Annotated in this window: 16 protein-coding genes, 1 tRNA gene and 1 other RNA gene; 8 read left to right on the top strand and 10 right to left on the bottom strand. The window is 66.6% G+C overall.

Going from position 1 to position 18,090, the window contains the following annotated elements; all coding sequences use genetic code 11:
• Window positions 1-219 precede the first annotated feature (219 nt).
• Window positions 220-1,167: a glycosyltransferase family 2 protein gene (locus ARC78_RS10850; protein WP_054658554.1), complete on the bottom strand. Its 948-nt coding sequence runs from the start codon at window positions 1,165-1,167 to the stop codon at window positions 220-222.
• A 69-nt stretch (window positions 1,168-1,236) separates the two neighbouring features.
• The gene (locus ARC78_RS10845) at window positions 1,237-3,087 is read right to left on the bottom strand and encodes a glycosyltransferase family 39 protein (RefSeq protein ID WP_057506290.1); all 1,851 of its coding nucleotides are present in this window, start codon (window positions 3,085-3,087) and stop codon (window positions 1,237-1,239) included.
• Window positions 3,088-3,123: 36 nt separating this feature from the next.
• On the opposite strand from ARC78_RS10845, the gene ARC78_RS10840 reads away from it, so the two are divergent.
• From ARC78_RS10840 to ARC78_RS10825, 4 genes are read left to right on the top strand one after another with little or no spacing between them, the layout of a single operon-like run.
• Complete coding sequence (locus tag ARC78_RS10840; RefSeq protein WP_054658556.1) at window positions 3,124-4,071, top strand: AAA family ATPase; 948 nt, start codon at window positions 3,124-3,126, stop codon at window positions 4,069-4,071.
• Window positions 4,072-4,084: 13 nt separating this feature from the next.
• Window positions 4,085-5,029: a DUF58 domain-containing protein gene (locus ARC78_RS10835; RefSeq protein WP_057506289.1), complete on the top strand. Its 945-nt coding sequence runs from the start codon at window positions 4,085-4,087 to the stop codon at window positions 5,027-5,029.
• Window positions 5,026-6,975, top strand: a complete 1,950-nt coding sequence (locus tag ARC78_RS10830) for a transglutaminase TgpA family protein (RefSeq protein ID WP_057506288.1) — start codon at window positions 5,026-5,028, stop codon at window positions 6,973-6,975. The genes ARC78_RS10835 and ARC78_RS10830 overlap by 4 nt, the downstream gene beginning before the upstream one ends.
• On the top strand, window positions 6,972-7,499 hold the full coding sequence (locus ARC78_RS10825) for a Slp family lipoprotein (protein ID WP_057506287.1): 528 nt from the start codon (window positions 6,972-6,974) through the stop codon (window positions 7,497-7,499). Before ARC78_RS10830 ends, ARC78_RS10825 begins: the two co-directional genes overlap by 4 nt.
• Window positions 7,500-7,653: 154 nt before the next feature.
• Here the strand turns inward: ARC78_RS10825 and ARC78_RS10820 are convergent, their stop codons facing one another.
• The 4 genes from ARC78_RS10820 to dnaX form a co-directional block, all read right to left on the bottom strand.
• Complete coding sequence (locus ARC78_RS10820) at window positions 7,654-8,004, bottom strand: histidine triad nucleotide-binding protein (protein WP_054660002.1); 351 nt, start codon at window positions 8,002-8,004, stop codon at window positions 7,654-7,656.
• 51 nt (window positions 8,005-8,055) lie between these two features.
• Entirely contained in the window at window positions 8,056-8,655 is a 600-nt protein-coding gene (gene recR, locus ARC78_RS10815) for a recombination mediator RecR (protein ID WP_054660000.1), read from the bottom strand.
• 93 nt (window positions 8,656-8,748) lie between these two features.
• Window positions 8,749-9,069, bottom strand: a complete 321-nt coding sequence (locus ARC78_RS10810; protein WP_054659998.1) for a YbaB/EbfC family nucleoid-associated protein — start codon at window positions 9,067-9,069, stop codon at window positions 8,749-8,751.
• A gap of 6 nt (window positions 9,070-9,075) precedes the next feature.
• Complete coding sequence (gene dnaX / locus ARC78_RS10805; RefSeq protein WP_057506286.1) at window positions 9,076-10,962, bottom strand: DNA polymerase III subunit gamma/tau; 1,887 nt, start codon at window positions 10,960-10,962, stop codon at window positions 9,076-9,078.
• A gap of 217 nt (window positions 10,963-11,179) precedes the next feature.
• Between dnaX and ARC78_RS10800 the strand changes: the two genes are divergently transcribed.
• Both ARC78_RS10800 and ARC78_RS10795 read left to right on the top strand, forming a co-directional pair.
• Window positions 11,180-13,843, top strand: coding sequence for a methyl-accepting chemotaxis protein (locus tag ARC78_RS10800; protein WP_158499983.1), 2,664 nt, complete (start codon window positions 11,180-11,182; stop codon window positions 13,841-13,843).
• Window positions 13,844-13,942: 99 nt separating this feature from the next.
• A tRNA-Ser gene (locus tag ARC78_RS10795) sits at window positions 13,943-14,035 on the top strand.
• Window positions 14,036-14,071: 36 nt separating this feature from the next.
• Here ARC78_RS10795 and ARC78_RS16950 read toward each other — a convergent pair.
• Complete coding sequence (locus ARC78_RS16950) at window positions 14,072-14,221, bottom strand: hypothetical protein (protein WP_241772729.1); 150 nt, start codon at window positions 14,219-14,221, stop codon at window positions 14,072-14,074.
• Window positions 14,222-14,718: 497 nt separating this feature from the next.
• Between ARC78_RS16950 and ffs the strand changes: the two genes are divergently transcribed.
• Window positions 14,719-14,815: signal recognition particle sRNA small type (gene ffs, locus ARC78_RS16360), an RNA gene on the top strand.
• Window positions 14,816-14,851: 36 nt separating this feature from the next.
• Here ffs and ARC78_RS10790 read toward each other — a convergent pair.
• Together ARC78_RS10790 and ARC78_RS10785 are read right to left on the bottom strand one after the other, a co-directional pair.
• Complete coding sequence (locus ARC78_RS10790; protein ID WP_057506284.1) at window positions 14,852-15,610, bottom strand: MBL fold metallo-hydrolase; 759 nt, start codon at window positions 15,608-15,610, stop codon at window positions 14,852-14,854.
• A gap of 1 nt (window position 15,611) precedes the next feature.
• Window positions 15,612-16,361, bottom strand: coding sequence for a 3-deoxy-D-manno-octulosonic acid kinase (locus ARC78_RS10785; RefSeq protein WP_054658768.1), 750 nt, complete (start codon window positions 16,359-16,361; stop codon window positions 15,612-15,614).
• A 22-nt stretch (window positions 16,362-16,383) separates the two neighbouring features.
• Here ARC78_RS10785 and ARC78_RS10780 point away from each other — a divergent pair, with 22 nt between their 5' ends.
• The gene (locus tag ARC78_RS10780) at window positions 16,384-17,430 is read left to right on the top strand and encodes a glycosyltransferase family 9 protein (RefSeq protein ID WP_054658770.1); all 1,047 of its coding nucleotides are present in this window, start codon (window positions 16,384-16,386) and stop codon (window positions 17,428-17,430) included.
• Between the two features lie 65 nt (window positions 17,431-17,495).
• Here ARC78_RS10780 and ARC78_RS10775 read toward each other — a convergent pair whose 3' ends face one another.
• Window positions 17,496-17,894, bottom strand: a complete 399-nt coding sequence (locus tag ARC78_RS10775) for a DUF6165 family protein (protein ID WP_054658772.1) — start codon at window positions 17,892-17,894, stop codon at window positions 17,496-17,498.
• Between the last annotated feature and the right edge of the window lie 196 nt (window positions 17,895-18,090).

Raw genomic sequence — 18,090 nt, 5'->3', positions numbered from 1 at the left:
CGAGCCGGCCATGCAAAGCGGCATATCCGTTGTAGAGGTGGTAATTGCGCAGATCCCAATTGGCATCCTGTCCCAGCCACAGCGACACGCAGCCCCCCAGCAACGACACAAACAGCGCCGCGGCCACCATGTTTGCACGGGAGTTGAACGCGAACCGCCGCTCAACGGCGGCCAGAAAGCGGTGTCTGGAACCTGCGGCATGCACCGCCCGCTGCGCGCTCACCGGCGATCACCGGAATCAACCGCGGCTCCCCTGGACACCGACAGATACGCCAGATGCTTTGCCTCGACCCGCCCACGCGTCACGGTATCGAGGATCAAGCCGCACGCAAGCAGCAAGAACCCCAGCAACGCCAAGGCCACACACAGTATTGCGGTGGGAAAACGCGGCACCATCCCGGTTTCGAGATAGGTCTGGAACAGTGGAATCGCCAGTCCGAGTGACAGCAGTTCAGCCAGCGCAAAACCAATCGAGAAGAACAGCAGCGGTCGCTCGGCCTTGAACAGCTTGGCGATCGTACAGAGGATGCGCCAACCGTCGCGCCAGGTATTGAGCTTGCTGTGCGAGCCTTCCGGACGCACGCCATATACGGTATCCACCTCGGCCACCGGCATGCGCAGCTGAAGCGCATGCACAGCCAGTTCGGTTTCAATCTCGAACCCATGTGCATGGGCGGCAAAGGAATGCACATAGCGCTTGGAGAAAACGCGGTAACCGGACAGCATGTCATCGAAGCTGCGGCCAAACAGGAAGCCGGCGCAACGCGTCAACAGCATGTTCCCCAGCCGATGTCCGGGCCGATACGCAGCCGCCTGCTGATCACGCCGCGCACCGACCAGCATATCCAGACGCTCCTCGATCAACTTGCGGATCAGACCGGGCGCCGCAGCGGCCTCGTAGGTGTCGTCGCCATCGACCAGTACATACACATCTGCATCGATATCGGCAAAGCCGCGCCGGACCGCGTTTCCCTTGCCCTGCAATGACACCCGCACAATCTCGGCCCCCGCCTGAAGTGCGATCTCGGCAGTGCGGTCGCTGGAGTTGTTGTCCAGCACCACGATCCTTGCCGCAGGCAGGCTCAGGCGGAAGTCGGCCACCACCTTGGCAATCGCCGCCTGCTCGTTGTAGCAGGGAATCAATACCGCAATGTCGAAATTTTCCATTATCCCATCAGCTGTTGAAACTACCCTGTCAAGCGCTCTCGCAATCCATATCCGGGACCGCACCGCGTTCTATTTTTCCACGGTGAACGGCTGCTCCATCCATTGTTCGACACTGCCGTCCTGGCCATACAGACGAAGCCCCAGCCAGTGTCGCCCCGGCTTCAATCCGGCGATATCCACCTGCGCATCAAACCCCACGTCGGGATGGCGAGGATCGCTGGTTCCCGGCCACGCAGGCCGCACATCGAAGGTGCGACCGTACTTCGCATCACCTGCACTGCGCCCATCCACCAGCAGCTCCACCCGCGCCAGCCCTACACCGTCCTTGAAGGCCCAGCCCTGCACATCCAGTTGCCCGGCGACCTTGGCACCTGCCACAGGGGTGTCCAGCCAGGCCATCGCCGGCGTCACACACGGTCCCTGCACCTTGGCCGCAGGCAGGCGGAACAGCAGAAATCGCTGGAAGCCGTGATCGGTGGACACCACGCGCGGTGGCGGCAGTGGCCCGACCAGCGCGCAGATGCGGTGATAGCGTGCCAGCAGATCGCGATAACGCTGGTCGCCAGGGGCGATCACCAGCAGCTGGGGAACGGTGCGGCTGCCATCGCTGATCAGACCCCACAGGGCCAGCTGCGCGGTGCGACCATGCCGGTCATTGAGTTCATGCGGCAGCACCTTGATGGCCGCATCGTCCAGGCGGAATCCCAGCTCGGACCCGACCTTGAAACTGCCGGCCACTATCTCGGTCTCGGCCGGCATCTGCGCCAGCTCGTCGCGCACCGCATCGGCCAGCGGCTGCCATCCGGCGAAATTGCGCGGGTAGTACTTGCTGCCGGCCATCTGCTCGCGCAACGACGGCGCCGATGCCATCACGTAGTAGCCCAGGGCCATCACCAGTCCCAACGCAGCCACCGCCCAGACGCTGCGCCGCCAGAAGCGGGGCCAGCGGTTGAGCATCAGGGGCACACAGGCCAGCAACGCCAGGTATCCGGGCAACGGCCAATGGAAACTGACACGTTCCACATCGGTGAAGAATCCGAGCAGGAAGATCAGCAGGGTCGAGGTGGTGCCCACCAGCGCGAAATAGCGCCACTGCAGATGACGAAAACCGCCCCGGCCGCGGCGCAGACCCTCGATGGCCACCCAGGCCAGGGCGGCAAACAACACGGGCGTGACCATCAACGGCTGGATCAGCAGGAACCACAAGCCGTCACCATGGAAGCTCCATGGATGACGTTCCAGTATCTGGAATTTCAGTCCGGCATCCTGGTTGTCCAGGTTCCACGCCAGCAGCGGCAGCCACGCCACGATCCCCACGGCTATCGCCACCCAGACGCGGGCATCGCGCAGCATCCGCCGACCCTCCGGCAACAGCAGCAGGGCAATGAAGCCGACCACGATCACACCGATGAAGCGGTAGTGGCTCAGCGCGCCGACCAGCAACCCCAGCGCCAGCAGCAGCACCGCTCCCGCATCGACATTGCGCAGCAGCCGCGCGCCGGCATCCAGACAGAGCACCGCCGCGATGGCCATGGGCACATCGGGCACCGCCAGGATGCCCAGGGTCGCCGACAGCGGCATCAGCAGCGTGAATGCACCCGCCTGCCAGCCGGCACGCGCACCGAACCAGCGCGTGGTGATGTTGACCACCATCCAAGGCAACAGCGCCCCCAGCAACAGGAACGGCAGGCGCACGCCGAGACGATGGTTGCCGACCAGCTCCACGCCCAGGCGCGTCAGCCAGGCCGTCAATCCCGGCAGATCGGAATAGGCCGGTGCCAGATGTTGACCTTCCTGCCAGTAGAACGCCTCATCCACGAACAGGGGAAGATAGGCCGCGATGAGAACTTTGACGCCGCTGATCAACGCCCACAGCACAAGAAACGTCGTGCAGGCACGTTGTTCGCTCGCAGTTGCCACGTAAACTCCCCTTGAAACCAGATATACGAGACGACCATGCCAGTCGCACCGCCCGGAATGCTAACCCAAGTCACACTGCAGTCCCTGCGCCAGGCGCAGGAGCAGGTCAACGCGCTGCTGCTGGGCAAGGCCCTTGAAGTGCGTTTGGCCTTTGTCGCCCTGCTGTCCGGCGGGCACCTGTTGATCGAGGATCTGCCGGGCCTGGGCAAGACCACATTGGCGCATGCCATGGCCTCCAGCGTCGGCCTGCAGTTCCAGCGTGTGCAGTTCACCTCGGACCTGCTGCCGGCCGATGTACTGGGCATCTCGATCTATGAGTCCCACAGCCGCAGCTTCCAGTTCCATCCCGGGCCGGTGTTCTGCAATGTGCTGCTGGCCGACGAGATCAACCGGGCACCGCCGCGCACCCAGAGTGCGCTGCTGGAGGCCATGGCCGAACAGCAGGTCACGCTCGATGGCGTGACCCATGCCCTGCCCGATCCGTTTTTCGTGATCGCCACCCAGAACCCGGCCGACATGTCCGGCACCTTCCCGCTGCCCGATTCGCAGCTGGACCGCTTTTTGCTGCGGCTGACCCTGGGCTATCCCAATACCGAATCCGAACGTGCCCTACTGGCAGGCAGCAGCCGCCGGGAACTCATCGCACAGACAATGCCATGCCTGTCCGAAGACGATATCCGCCAGCTCCGTGCGGCCGTTGAACACATCCATGCCAGCGATGCGCTGATCGACTACGTACAGCGCTTGCTGACGCGCAGCCGCCAGCAACCGGGGATACGGGTGGGACTGTCACCGCGCGCGGGCATCGCCCTGCTGCGTGCGGCCAAGGCCCATGCGCTGCTGCTGGGACGGCAGCACGTGCTGCCGGAAGATGTGCAGGCGCTGTTCCTGGGCGTGGCCGGCCATCGGCTGGTTCCCGAAGCCGAGTCGACCACCGGGCCGGCGCTGGCCCGCGCGATCCTGCACGGTGTGCAGGTTGATTGAAGTACGCCAGCTCATGCGCGGCGACTGGCAGGTGTTACAGCTGCTGGCCCGTCCACGCCATCCCGAGACCCTTCCGGTCACCCTCGACCGGAAGCGGATCTACGTGCTGCCCACGGGTTTTGGCCTGTTTCTGGCCGTTCTGCTGACGGTGATGCTGCTGGGCGCGCTCAACTACAACAACAATCCCGCACTGCTGCTTGCGCTGCTGCTGGCAACCACCGCACTGGCCAGCGCGCTGCAGGCCCACCTGCAGCTGTCCGGGCTGCAACTGGAAGCGCTCTCAGCCGAGCCGGTCGCCGCCGGCCAACCACTGCGGTTGCGGCTGGTGATCGCCCGCCAGGATCGGCGCCCGCGCCGCGGCCTGCGGATCGAACACCAGCAGGCCCACGCCCGCGCGGACCTTGAGGGTGATGAGCGCAGCGAAGTGGACCTGTGGCTGGCGACCTCCCGCCGCGGCTGGCTGGATCTGCAGCGCATCCGGTTCTCCACCACCCAGCCGCTTGGGTTGCTGCGGGCCTGGAGCTGGGTGTGGCCCGAAAGCCCCGTGCTGGTCTACCCCGCGCCGGAAACGCCCGCCCATCCGCTGCCCGACAGCAGCGACGGCGCCACCCGCACCCGTATCCATCCGCTCGGCGAGGAACTGCAACAGCTGCGCCCGTACCGGCAGGGCGACGCCATGCGCACCATCGCCTGGAAACACTCCGCACGCCGCGATGGCCTGCTGGTACGCGAGTACGAGCGCCCCGCCGGTGCGGAACTGGTGCTGGACTGGGCCACCCTGGGCGCGTTGCCGTATGAGTGGCGCATCGCCCGCCTGGCACGCTGGGTGGACGACGCCGAGCGCGAAGGCCGCCGCTATCGTCTGCTGCTGCCCGACGCCGCACCGATCGGCCCGGGCAGCGGTGATGCACATCGCCACCAGTGCCTGAGGGCGTTGGCCCTGATGCCGCCGGCATGAAGACCAGCCCACCACTGGACGCCCCCACCCGGGGCTGGGCACTGCTGACCACCGCCCTGGCCCTGCTGCCCCTGCTGCTGCAGCTGCCGGCAGTGCTGGCCGTCGGCTATGCGATCGCCGCCATCGCCGTGGCGGCACTAGCGTGGCGCCACACGGTTCCCATGTCGCTGCGGCTGCTGCTTATCGCCGTCATGCTGGTGGCCATCTACTGGCAGATGGGTCCGCGCCCGGGCCGCGACAGCGGCTGCGCCCTGCTGGCGGCGATGCTGGCGATCAAATCCAGTGAACTGCGCACGCTGCGCGATGCCCGCAGCCTGCTGGGCTTCGCCCTGTTCGCGCCATTTTCGGCATTTCTGCTGGACCAGGGCCCGGGCACCCTGCTGCTGGCACTGGCTGCCGTGATCAGCACCCTGCTTAGCCTGCAGCGTATCGCGGATGGTGAAGCCGGGCGCGCCTCTGCGGCGATCACCCAGCAACTGCGCGTGGTAGGCCGCTTGATGGTCGTCGCCCTACCGCTGGCGCTGGCCGCGTTCTGGCTGGTACCGCGCCTGCCCACGCCACTATGGGGTATTCCCGAACGCGCGGTCGGACGCCCGGGTCTTTCGGACACGATGCAGCCGGGCGAGTGGATCGACCTGATGGCCGATGACAGTCCGGCCTTGCGGGCGCAGTTCTTCGGTCCGGTGCCGGCGGCGAGTCAGCGTTACTGGCGCGGCCCGGTGCTGACCCGTTTTGACGGGCGCGCCTGGACGCGGCTGGACAGCCAGCGCCACACCGCCGCCCCCCGCCTTGTGGCCGCCGATGTCCGCTGGGACTACCAGATCGAATACGAGCCTACCGAACGCCGCCAGCTGGTTGCACTGGACCTGCCGACCACCGCGCCGGCGGATACCCAACTGGATGCCGATTACAGCCTGACCAGCCGACGCCCGCTGACCGCGCTCACGCGCTGGCGCCTGCAGTCCACCAGCTACCGCCAGTTCCAGCCGGACCTGCCGCCGCTGTTGCGCCAGCAGGCGCTGCAGCTGCCACCCGGCTTCAACCCGCGCACGCAGGCATTGGGACGGCAATGGCGCAGCGAGGCCGGCGGCGACGAGGCCGCCATCGTGCAGCGCGCCTTGCAATGGATCACCGGCGAGTTCGCCTACACCCTGGAAACGCCGCTGGCCGGCCGGCACAGCGCCGATGAATTCCTGTTCGAACAGAAGGCCGGCTTCTGCGAGCACTTCAGCTCGGCCTTCGTGGTGCTGATGCGCAGCGCCGGCATCCCCGCGCGGGTGGTCACCGGCTATGCCGGCGGGGTGCGCAACCGTTTTGGCGACTACTGGGTCGTGCGCAAGATGGACGCGCATGCCTGGAGCGAAGTGTGGCTGTCCGGGCGCGGCTGGGTACGCGTGGACCCCACCGCCGCCGTCGCCACGGAACGGATCTATGACACCCTCGAAGACCGTCTCGGCCGAGCCAATGCCGGCGGCTTCGACGTCGCCGGGCAATGGAACCAGCTGGCCCAGCTCGGCGACTGGATGCGCCGTGGCTGGAATGACATGGTGCTGTCCTTCGATGCCAGACGGCAGCAGCAGCTGCTGCGTCCACTGGGCATCGAGCGTCTGCAGCCGGCGCAACTGATCGCGCTGTTCGCGGTGCTGGCGCTGCTGACGGTCGGTGCGATGATCCGGCTGCTGGCCCGCGGCGAACGCGAGCGCGACCCGCTGCTGCGTGCCTGGCACCGCCTGGGCGCCCGCTATACCCGGCTCGGCCTTGCCCGTGAGCCCCACGAATCCGCTACCGCCTGGGCACAAAGGGTCGAGGAAAAACATCCCGGCAGCGACCTGCCATTACTCAGCCAACGTTTCAGCGATGCGCGTTACGCTGGCGCCCAGTCCGACCTCGCTTCACTATTGGCAGACCTGCGCAGGCATCGCCCGAAACCCGGAGCACGAACATGAAGACCCGCATTTTCCTCACCCTTGCCGCCAGCCTGGTACTGGCCGGCTGCGCGACCGCTCCCAAGCCGCTGCAAGGGCAGTTCAGCACCGTCTCGCCGCGTGATTCGGTGGCCCAGAAGCAGACCGGTACGCCGGTGCGCTGGGGCGGTCGCATCATCGAAACGCTGCCGGGACAAGGCGAGACCTGCTTCCAGATGATCGCCCGCCCGCTCAATGGCAGCGGCCGCCCGAGCAGCACCTCGGCTGACGCCAGCGACGGCCGTTTTATCGCCTGCCGTGCGGGCTTCTATGATCCGGCGGTGTTCGAGCCGGGCCGCGACGTGACCTTCATCGGTCGCATCGATGGCTACCAGACCACCAAGATCGGCGAGTACGACTATCCGCTGCCCAAGATCGCCGCCGACGTGGTCTATCTGTGGCCGGTGCAGCGCGAGGTGGAAGTGGTACCGGCCTACCCGTACGGCCCGTGGGGCCCGGGTTGGGGTCCTGGCTGGGGCTGGGGCTGGCGCGGCGGCTGGTGGTGATCCAGCCACGTGTGACCGAAAAACGCCGCCCGATGGGCGGCGTTTTCATTTCCGTAGTGCGTGCACCCCAGCGATCGGCACGGCCGGGGGCACCTGCAACTGCGGGAGTTCTATGCGTGCGCAGCGCGCGCCGGACCACTCCGCGCCCTGCTGCTCAGCCAGCGCCGAAACGCCCCAGTGGTGCACCGGCCAGCAGATGCAGATGGATATGGAACACGGTCTGCCCGGCATCCTCGCGGCAGTTCATCACGATGCGGTAGCCGTTCTCGGCAACCCCCTGCTGCCGTGCGTACGCGGCAGCGGCCAGGGCCAGTTTGCCGATCAGATGCGCCTGCGATGGCTGCAGGTCATCCAGGGTCGGGATGACCTCGTTTTTCGGGATGAAAAGCACATGCACCGGCGCCTGTGGCGCGATGTCCTGGAAACCCAGCACATCCTCATCTTCATAGACGATGGTGGCGGGAATCTCGCGGCGGATGATCTTGCCGAAAATTGTGTCGGTCATGCGACTTCTCTCTGCAGGAAACGGCCTACAGCTTAGCGCCTCATCCCGCGCTTATTCGCCGATTTCGCTGCGGCTGCCAAACGCGTGCGACAACGTGCCGCGATCCACGTACTCCAACTCGCCGCCCAACGGCAGGCCCTGCGCCAGCCGGCTCGGCCGCACCTTGTGGCGGCGGGCCAGCTGCGCCAGATAGTGCGCGGTGGCCTCACCTTCGACGGTCGAATTGGTGGCGATGATCAGCTCGGCAACCTCGCCCTGCGCCAAGCGCGCTTCGAGCTTGTCCAGCCCCAGCTCACGCGGACCGATGCCGTCCAGCGGCGACAGGCGCCCCTGCAACACGTAGTACACGCCGCGGTAACTGGTGGCATGTTCGATCGCCAGCCTATCGGCAGGTGATTCGATCACGCACAGCATCTGCCGCTCGCGACTGGCGCTGGCGCACACCGGGCATACCTCGGACTCACTGAAATCGCGGCACTGCGTGCAATGGCCGATCTTCTCGATCGCCTCGGCCAGCACTTCCGACAGCCGCTGACCGCCCTCGCGGGCGCGTTCCAGCACGTGATAGGCCATGCGTTGCGCGGTCTTCTGGCCGACGCCGGGCAGCACCCGGAAGGCTTCGATCAGTTGTTCCAGCAGCGGCAGGCTCATCGCGACAGGCTCCCTTCAAAACGAACGCGCGAAGCCTTCGAGGCTTCGCGACGTGGGCGACACATGTGCCGGGCAGCGCCGGCACGCGTCTGGTCAGAACGGCAGTTTCATGCCCGGCGGCAGTTTCATGCCGGCCGTGGCCGAGCCCATGCGGCTCTGCGATTCGACATCGATCTTGTTGGACGCATCGTTGAAGGCGGCCGCGATCAGGTCTTCCACCATTTCCTGGTCGGACAGCAGCGACGGATCGATGCGTACCTTGCGGCACTCCTTGGCGCCGGTCAGGGTGACGCTGACCATGCCGCCGCCGGCACTGCCGGTGACTTCCAGCTTGGCGATCTCTTCCTGGGCCTTCTGCAGGTTTTCCTGCATTTTCTGGGCCTGCTGCATCATTTGGGCGATATTGCCGCGCATAGTTGCTTACTCTTCAATGGGACGGATGGAATCGGCCACGACCCGGGCGCCCTGCTGGAGCAGCTGACGCACCTGGGGGTCGGCCATGAACACGGCTTCAGCCGCATTCTGGCGCTCACCGCGCTGACGGTCAGCGCGTTCGTGCAACGTCTCGGCCTGGACGTTGCCGGTTTCAATCACGATTTTCGGTGTGGTGCCCAGCGCCTGCGCCAAGGCCTGGGCCAAGGCCGTCAACGCACGCTCGGTCTGCAGGTACTCAAACCCCGGCAGCAGGCCCAACCGCAACACGCCGTGCTGGAAACTCACGAAGGCGCAGTTGGCCGCCAGCTCACGCGACGGCCCCGAAAGACCACTGTCCGCCACCAGGTCCAGCCACTGCTCGGCATTTTCCAGCGCGCGCACAGGGACATCCGGGCCACGCTCAACGGCATCAGCGACCGGCGGCACCACAGCGGGCGCAGCCACCGGCGCCTGGCGTACCGGTTCGGGTTCGGCCTGCGCCATCTCCATGGCCATGGCTTCATCACGCGCACGGGCATCGGCGGCCTCTATCGCCCAAGGCGGCAGATCGTCGGTGGATACGGGTTTCCCGGCGGGTACCTCCGGTGCCGACGGCCGCACGGGTTCAGGCACGGGCGCGGTCGTCGCCATCGCGACAGGGGGCGCCGGTGGGGGCGGCGCAACCGCCGGTGCCGGTTCGACAGGCCTTGCCACCGGCGGCGCTGGCGGCAATACGGGAGGCGCAGTGGCCATGGCCGGGGCTGCCGCGCCCGGAGCCATCGGCATCACGCTCTCGGGAACGGCCGGCACTACGCCGGCCGGACGGAACGCCAGCATCCGCAGCACCGCCATCTCAAAGCCGGCACGCGGACTCGGCGCCAGATGCAGGTCGCGACGGCCACTCAGTGCCATCTGGTACCAGAGCTGCACCACTTCCGGGCGCAGCCGCTGTGCGAAGGCGCCCGAATCGATCCCTTCACCAGGCACCACGGTCCCGGGCACCAGCTGCTGCACCTGGATGCGGTGCAGCCCCTCGGCCAGCGCATCGAGCACGCCGTTCCAGTCCGGCGAGAACTCTGCCAGCGTGGCCACCACCTGCAACAGGCGCGCACCATCTCCTGCGGCCAGCGCATCGAGCATGGCCGCCACCTGGGTGCGATCGACTGTGCCGAGCATGGCGCGCACCACGTCATCGCGCAGCGCGCCACCGGCATAGGCGATGGCCTGGTCCAGCAGCGACAGCCCGTCACGCAGCGAGCCATCGGCGGCGTGGGCCAGCTGCACAAGGGCGCTGTCGTCGAATTCGATGCCCTCGGCGGTCATGATCCGCATCATCTGCCCGCGGATCTGCTCCTGGTCCAAGCGCTTGAGGTTGAACTGCAGGCAGCGGCTGAGCACGGTCACCGGCAGCTTCTGCGGATCGGTGGTGGCCAGCAGGAATTTCACATGCTCTGGCGGCTCCTCCAGCGTCTTGAGCAGCGCGTTGAATGCCGCCTTGGACAGCATGTGCACTTCGTCGATCAGGTAGACCTTGTACTTGCCGCGCGAGGGCATGTACTGCGCGTTCTCGATCACTTCGCGCACGTCATCCACGCCGGTGTTGGACGCGGCGTCGATCTCCAGCAGGTCGATGTAGCGGCCCGAATCGATGTCCAGGCAGGCCGGGCACTGGCCGCATGGGTCGGCGCTGGTGCCCTGCTCGCAGTTCAGCGACTTGGCGAAGATGCGGGCGATCGTGGTCTTGCCGACACCGCGGGTGCCGGTGAACAGGAAGGCGTGGTGGACGCGACCACTGTCCAGCGCATTGCTGAGCGCGCGGACCACGTGTTCCTGGCCCACCAGCTCGGCAAAACGCTTCGGACGCCACTTGCGGGCAAGGACGAGATAGGACATCAGGCAACCGTCTTCATCTGAGGTCCCATTGTGCCATGCCCGGCCCCGCCAGCCGTATCCGGCGCCTGTCCCGGGCCAGTGCGCGCATGGCTCAGGTTCGCGTACGCGCGGCCGCTACCTCCGTAGTAACCCCCGGACAGCGACCCACGAGGGAATTCCTGCTGGCCGGCCCCCGATTCCACAAGGGAGAGGCCCGATGCGGATACGCAGGACAGGATTGACATCGATTGTGGCGCGCACCGCGCTGGTACTGGGCCTGGTGGCTGCCACCTGCTTCGCCGGGGCGGCCTGGCTGATCCAGCAGAAAGCGGCCGCCGTTCAGGAAGCCAGCGCACTCAATGAACTGGAGCAGCTGGCCCGCGCGGAGGCCGCCAAGGTGCGGGGCTCGGTCAACGAGCCGCTGTCGCGGGTGCGCGGGTTGGCCGACGCCACGTTGGCGCTCATGGAACGCGGCAACAGCTCGCGCGCCGAAGTTTCCGCCCTGGTGCGCCGCTATGCCGACGCCGACCCCGCGGTGCTGGGCTACTGGCTGGAATTCGAACCCGATGGCTTCGATGGCGCCGATGCCCGCTTCACACGCAGCTGGCCGGACGGCGAACCGGCGGACGACACGCTGAAGACGTTCGTCGCCGGTCTCTCCGAAGATCAGCGCATCAGCACCGATTCGGGGCGGCTGTCGCTGTACTGGACACGCGAGCCCTCCGGGCAGACCTCCCTGCAGGACGCGGTCGGCCCGGCAAACGACCTCCAGCTCGATGGCCCGGACGCGGAGAAATATTACGTGGCCGTGCGCGAACGCGGCGAGGAGCTGATGTTCGAACCCTACGCCGACGAGGTCTCCGGCAAGCAGGTGCTGATGACCAGCCTGATGGTGCCGGTCAAGGTCGACGGCCAGTTCCGCGGCGTGGCCGGCGCGGATATCGCACTGTCCACCATCCAGGCCGAATTGGCCAAGATCCGCCCCTACCAGCGCGGCGTGGTACGCCTGCTCTCGCCCACCGGGCAGGTGCTGGCTGCGCCGGAGCAGCAGAATCTGGGCAAGCCGTTCGCCGCGGATATGGGGCCGCTGCTGGCGCAGCTAGCCAAGGGCCAGATCGTCCGCCAGCGCACCTTCGACCCGACCGTGGGCGGTGAGGTGCTGCGCATCTATGTCCCCGTCACCGCCGGCCGTTCGCCCGATGCCTTCGCACTGATGGTGTCCGCACCGGTCGACGCGGTCATGGCCGGCGTGGTGGAGATCCGCAACCGGGTGATCCTGGTCGGTGTGGCCAGCGTGCTGCTGCTGGTGGTGGTCGTGGTGGTGTTGCTGCGCACGCTGGTGGGCACGCCACTGCGTGGCATCGTGCAGGGCGTGGACGCGGTGGCGGCCGGGCAACTGGACTATCCGATCAGCGCTGGGGGTGAGGATGAAGTCGGCCAGGTTTCGCGCGCCCTGCGCAAGATGCAGACCGATCTGAAGGCCCGCTTGGACAGCGAACGCGCGATCGCCGCCGAGAACCTGCGCGTGCGCATCGCCTTGGACAATGCCGGCACAGCCATGCTGATCGCCGACGCCCACGGCCAGGTCGCCTACGCCAACCCGGCGATGCAGCGGCTGCTGCAGCAGCATCGCGGTGAACTGGCGCAGCACCTGCCGCACGCGAACCTGGACCATCTCCAAGGCCAGACGCTGGCGCAACTGCAACCGGCAGGCGGCAACGATCCAGCCAAGGTCCAATCCACGCAGCAGAGCGAGCTGCGGTTTGGCACCGCGGTGTTCGCCCAGACCGTGGCTCCGGTGATCTCGGCCGAGGGCCAGCGGCTGGGCGTGGTGGTGGAATGGCGCGACCGCAGCCAGGAAGTGGCGGTGGAAGCGGAAGTGGCCGGCGTCATCGATGCCGCCGCCGCGGGCGACCTGTCGCAGCGGATCGACACTCTCGACAAGAGCGGCTTCTTCCGGCGCCTGGCCGAAGGTGTGAACAGCATGTTCGATACCAACGCCGCGACCATCGGCGATGTGCAGCGCGTGCTCGGCGCCCTGGCGCAGAGCGACCTGACCCAGCGCATCACGGCCGACTACCGTGGCGTGTTCGGGCGGATGCGCGATGACACCAACACCACCGTCGAGCACCTGACCGGCATCCTGCAACGTGTGCATGGCGCGGTCGATGCCATCAGCAGCGCCGCCCGCGACATCAACGCCGGCAACAACGACCTGGCCGCGCGCACTGAACAGCAGGCCGCCAACCTGGAGGAAACCGCCGCCTCGATGGAAGAGCTGACGTCCACGGTGAAAAACAACGCCGGCACCTCGCAGCAGGCCCGCCAGCTGGCAACCGGCGCGGCCGACATCGCCGCACGCGGCGGCACGGTGGTCGCGCAGGTAGTCGAGCAGATGGACGGCATCACCCATGCCTCGCGGCAGATCGAGAGCATCATCGGCGTGATCGACGGCATCGCCTTCCAGACCAATATCCTGGCGCTGAACGCGGCGGTGGAAGCCGCCCGCGCCGGCGAACAGGGCCGCGGTTTTGCTGTGGTCGCCAGCGAAGTGCGCTCGCTGGCGCAGCGCTCGACCGAAGCGGCACGGCAGATCAAGCAATTGATCGGCGATTCGGCGCAGCGGGTGGACCAGGGCGCGGTGCTGGTCAACGACGCCGGCCGCACCATGCAGGAGGTGGTCACCGCGGTGCGCCAGGTCAACGAGCTGATGGCCGAGATCTCGGCCGCCTCGCAGGAACAGAGCGCCGGCATCGAGCAGGTCAACCAGACCATCATCCACATGGACAATGCCACCCAGCAGAACGCGGCGATGGTGGAGGAAGCCACCGCCGCGGCCCATGCCCTGCAGGAGCAGGCCGACGAGCTGGCACAGATGGTGGCCGTGTTCCGTCTACCGTGAGCCCCGGCATATGGCCCCGGCGCAGATTCGACTTGTGGCCGCCGCCGCGACCCTATAGAATTTGCGCCCCTGCAGCGCCTTTACGGTTGCGGCAGGTCCGGAGAGGTGTCCGAGTGGTTGAAGGAGCACGCCTGGAAAGTGTGTAAGCGTCTAAACCGCGCTTCGGGGGTTCGAATCCCCCTCTCTCCGCCAGGTTCAAGAAAAAGGCCGCCCACCGGGCGGCCTTTTTCATATCCCTCTCCCAGTCGAGCCGCAGCGGCTTGATAGCTGTATCAGCTCAAGAGCATCGACAATCAGCAGCGCCGCGCCCATGCGCCCGGCATGGATCTGCTGGCCCAGCAAAACGATGCCGACCGCAAATGCACCGACCGCACCGATGCCGGTCCAGATCGTGCAAGCGGTACCCAGCCCGGCACATGGCCAAGGCCAGCCACCAGCAGCAGCTGGCGATCCTGCCGACCAGGGTGACAGTGCCGGGAACCCGCCGGGTGAATCCCTGCAACTGCCTCATCGTCAGCGCCCACACACTCTCCAGCCAAGCTGGCAATCAGCACATAGATCCAAGCGATCCGACCTGCGGGAAGGGGCCTGGCCGTCCGGGGGAGATTCCGAAGTTGGGAACAGGTCGTCTTCCCTGCGTGCGGCATTCCAGCCAATCACGGGGCTGCCGCAGCAGCCCACCTTGTGCGGGTTGCAGACGATTCAATGCATCTGCGGCTGGCTGTTGTGTCCCCGCATACGTTACAATCGCCGCGCGCTGCAGGGTTCGTGATCCGCAGCGCCCCTTCTGGAATACCCGCCGGCTGATATCCATCGCCCCGTTTTCCAGAAAGAGCTCAGGCCGCCGCAAGGCGGCCAACGTCTCTATGGTGGCCCCGTCGGCCCCTCGCGACGCTAGGTCGAAAATCCCGCCAGGGCCGGAAGGCAGCAACGGTATCGATCGACGCGGGCGCCGAGGTCAGCCGGCGGGGCCACCGCCTTTTTGGGCCACATCGCCGCGCGGCCTGTTCAGACCGGCGCCGCAGTGGCGGCGGTCGGCCCAGCCAGGACCACACATTCGCCCGGCATCGCCACGCGATGTCCGCGTGCGCGCAGCGCATCGCCATCGGCCGCACTGGCGTAGTGGTAGAGGATCATCCGCGCCTGCGTTGCCGCGTCGTATTCGCGTTCGAGATCATCCACCCCGGTATGCGAGGGATTGCCATGCAGGCCGCAATCATGGGCGATCAGCTCGCCGTCGGCCGCATAGCGCAGCAGCATCTCCGGAATCGGACGGGTATCCCCGCTCCACACCAGCGCCCCTTTCAGGCGCAGACCGTAGGCGGTTTCCGGCCAGTGATGGCGCACGGGGAACACCTCCAGCCGCACGCCGTCATGCCAGAACGCCTCACCGACGGCGATCAGCTGGAAGGCATCCCAGAAATTGGCACCGCCCTCGGCCAGCACATTCGGATAGTCGCCGATGCGCCTGTGCAGCAGTGGCAGCACCGTGGCCGGCACATACACGCGCACCGTGCCGCGCCGGCGCGGATTGAAATACGCATCGACGAACAAGCGCTCGAAGCCGGCCACGTGATCCAGGTGCACATGGGTGACAAACAGCGCATCGGGCATCGCCGCGTAGTGCGCGCGATAGGCCGTGAGCCCCTCACCGCCACAGTCGATGGTCAACCACGGCTTGCCGTCGCGCTCGATCACCGCCATCGGCGAACCCAGATCGACCGCCGAGGCGTTGCCGACCCCCAGAAAACGTAATGCCCAGCTCATTTCAGACGCCCCGGTTCCAGGCCAGATCATAGGCACGGCGCAGCCGCGCGAAGTCATGCGCCACCTCCTCGCAACTGCGCTCACCGCGCAGTTTGAGCAGGGAGCGCAGCAGACGCTTGAGGTTGCGCTCGCGCCAGCGGGTGGCGGGAATACGCCGCACGCCACGATCGAAGTCGATCAACCAGCCGTGGCCGTTGGCATCGAACAGGATGTTGTGGGCGTTCAGATCGGCATGATCCAGACCGGCGCGGTGGAAGCGGGCGATCAGCCGGCCGGTTTCCTCCCATGGCGCGCCACGCCCGGTCACCAGCGCACGATCGGCCAGCGAACGCACACCCTCCAGCCGTTCCATCAGGATCGCCGCGCGGTAGCCCAGCCCGTCGCGCATATAGAACGCGGCCAGCGGCCGCGGCACCGGAAGCTTGTGCGCGATCAGCTCACGCATCAGCCGGAACTCGGCGAAGCTGCGGGTGCGATGTGCGCCCTGCCACAGATACAGATCGCGGCTGAACCTGGCCGCGACACCGCCACGCAGGTAGCCGCGCAGCACGCAGTGCCCGAACGGCGCGTCGACAAACCACGCACCTCCGCGCCCCCCCTCGCCGACCGGCCGGGCCTTCTCGCCCCAGTGCGCAGGCGAAAACAGAGCAGGCTCGGCTTGCCGCAGGCGTTCGCGGTCGAACAGAATGGCGCCATAACCGCGACCATCGCGGCAGGGCGTCAGCGCTTCAGTGGCGTCGAATGCGACCATTCTTTGCGAGTCTAACAACACCATGCCTGCATCGTCCCCCTCATTGTGCCTCTTGCGCCTTTCGGCATTGGGAGATGTGACCCATGTAGTCCCCCTGGTGCGCACGCTGCAACAGGCACGACCGGGCACGACGCTGCACTGGGTGATCGACAAGGCCGGCCACAAACTGCTCGAAGGCCTGCCCGGCGTGACCTTCCATGTCTACGACAAGAAGACCGGCGTGGCCGGAATGCGCGCACTGCGCGAGCAGTTGCCTGCGGCGCGATTCGATGCGCTGCTGCAGATGCAGGTCGCCTTCCGCGCCAACCTGCTCTCGGCCTTCATCCCGGCCCGGCGCCGCATCGGCTATGACAGGTCGCGCTCGAAGGATCTGCACGGTCTTTTCATCAATGAACGTATTGCCGACCGTCCCGGCATCCATGTACTGGATGCGATCGGCAGCTTCTGCGAACCGCTGGGATTGAAGCAGACCGAGGTCAGCTGGGACCTGGCCACGCCACCAGAAGCTTATGAGTGGGCGCGCGCGCAGTGGGACGAGGATGGTCGTCCGGTGCTGATGATCTCGCCCTGCTCCAGCCATCAGCGCCGCAACTGGTATGCCGAGCGCTACGCGGCGCTGGCCGATCACGCCGCAACGCTGGGTTGGCGCGTGGTGTTGTGCGGCGGTCGCAGCGAACTGGAGCGCAGCACCAGCGATGCCATCCTTGCCGCGATGAAGCACCCGGCACTGGATCTGGTCGGCAAGGACACGCTCAAGCAGCTGCCGGCGCTGCTGGCCCGCGCCCATCTGCTGGTCACGCCGGACTCGGGCCCGATGCATATCGCCAACGCCGTGGGCACCAAGGTGCTGGGCCTGCATGCGGCCAGCAACCCGGCGCGCAGCGGTCCGTATTCGGATCGGCGCTATTGCGTGGACCGTTATGACGACGCCGCCCGCCGCTACCTGCACAAGCCGGCCAGCGCGCTGAAATGGGGTACCAAGATCGAGTTCGACGAGGTGATGTCGCTGATCAGCGTGGACGACGCCGTTGCCGCCTTCGAGCGCTACCGCAGCGACCATCCACAGTGAACCGGCCGCGATGATGAAAAAGGCCGCCTTGACGGGCGGCCTTTCGCCTCCAGCAACCGCACCTCTCAGCTGGCGCGGTAGTCCTGGTAGGACTTCTCTTCCACGTAACTGGAACCCAGCGCCAGGTTGATCGCCTTCTTGATCCGCGCCCGTTCGTCGTTCTGGAAATAGACGCTGCGCGCCAGCTGCACAAAGCCGTCATCGAACAGCTGCGCCTTTTCCTTCAGGCGGATGTCATCTTCGATATCCCACAGCCGCTCGTTGACCGCCTTCAGGTCCGCACGCAACGCGGCGATGTCCTGGGCCGCGGCCGGGTGCGCCCTCCAGGTGGCGTCCAGCGCCGCCAGCTCCTTGCGCACATTGGCCAGCTTGGCCGCATCGCTCATCCGCTCGGACTTGATCTGCAGGATCGAGATCTTGTCCAGCAGCTCGCCGAAGGACACCGGCACTAGGATTTCAGACATGAAAGTCACCATTTGGATCAGGCGCACAGTGTAGCGGGCCAGACGCGCCATGGCCGGGCAACGCTGAGTAAGGTCCCCGACGCGACCGCGACCGGTGTCGGGTTCTTGCGAGAGCGGACACCGCGCCCTGATCCGCGCCCAAGAAAAAAGCCACCCGCAGGTGGCTTTTTCCGGTATCTGGCGGAGAGGGGGTCTT

This window comes from Stenotrophomonas pictorum JCM 9942 (genome assembly GCF_001431585.1).
In the GTDB taxonomy this organism is placed as follows: domain Bacteria; phylum Pseudomonadota; class Gammaproteobacteria; order Xanthomonadales; family Xanthomonadaceae; genus Stenotrophomonas; species Stenotrophomonas pictorum.
This window is presented reverse-complemented; position numbering and strand designations above follow the sequence as displayed.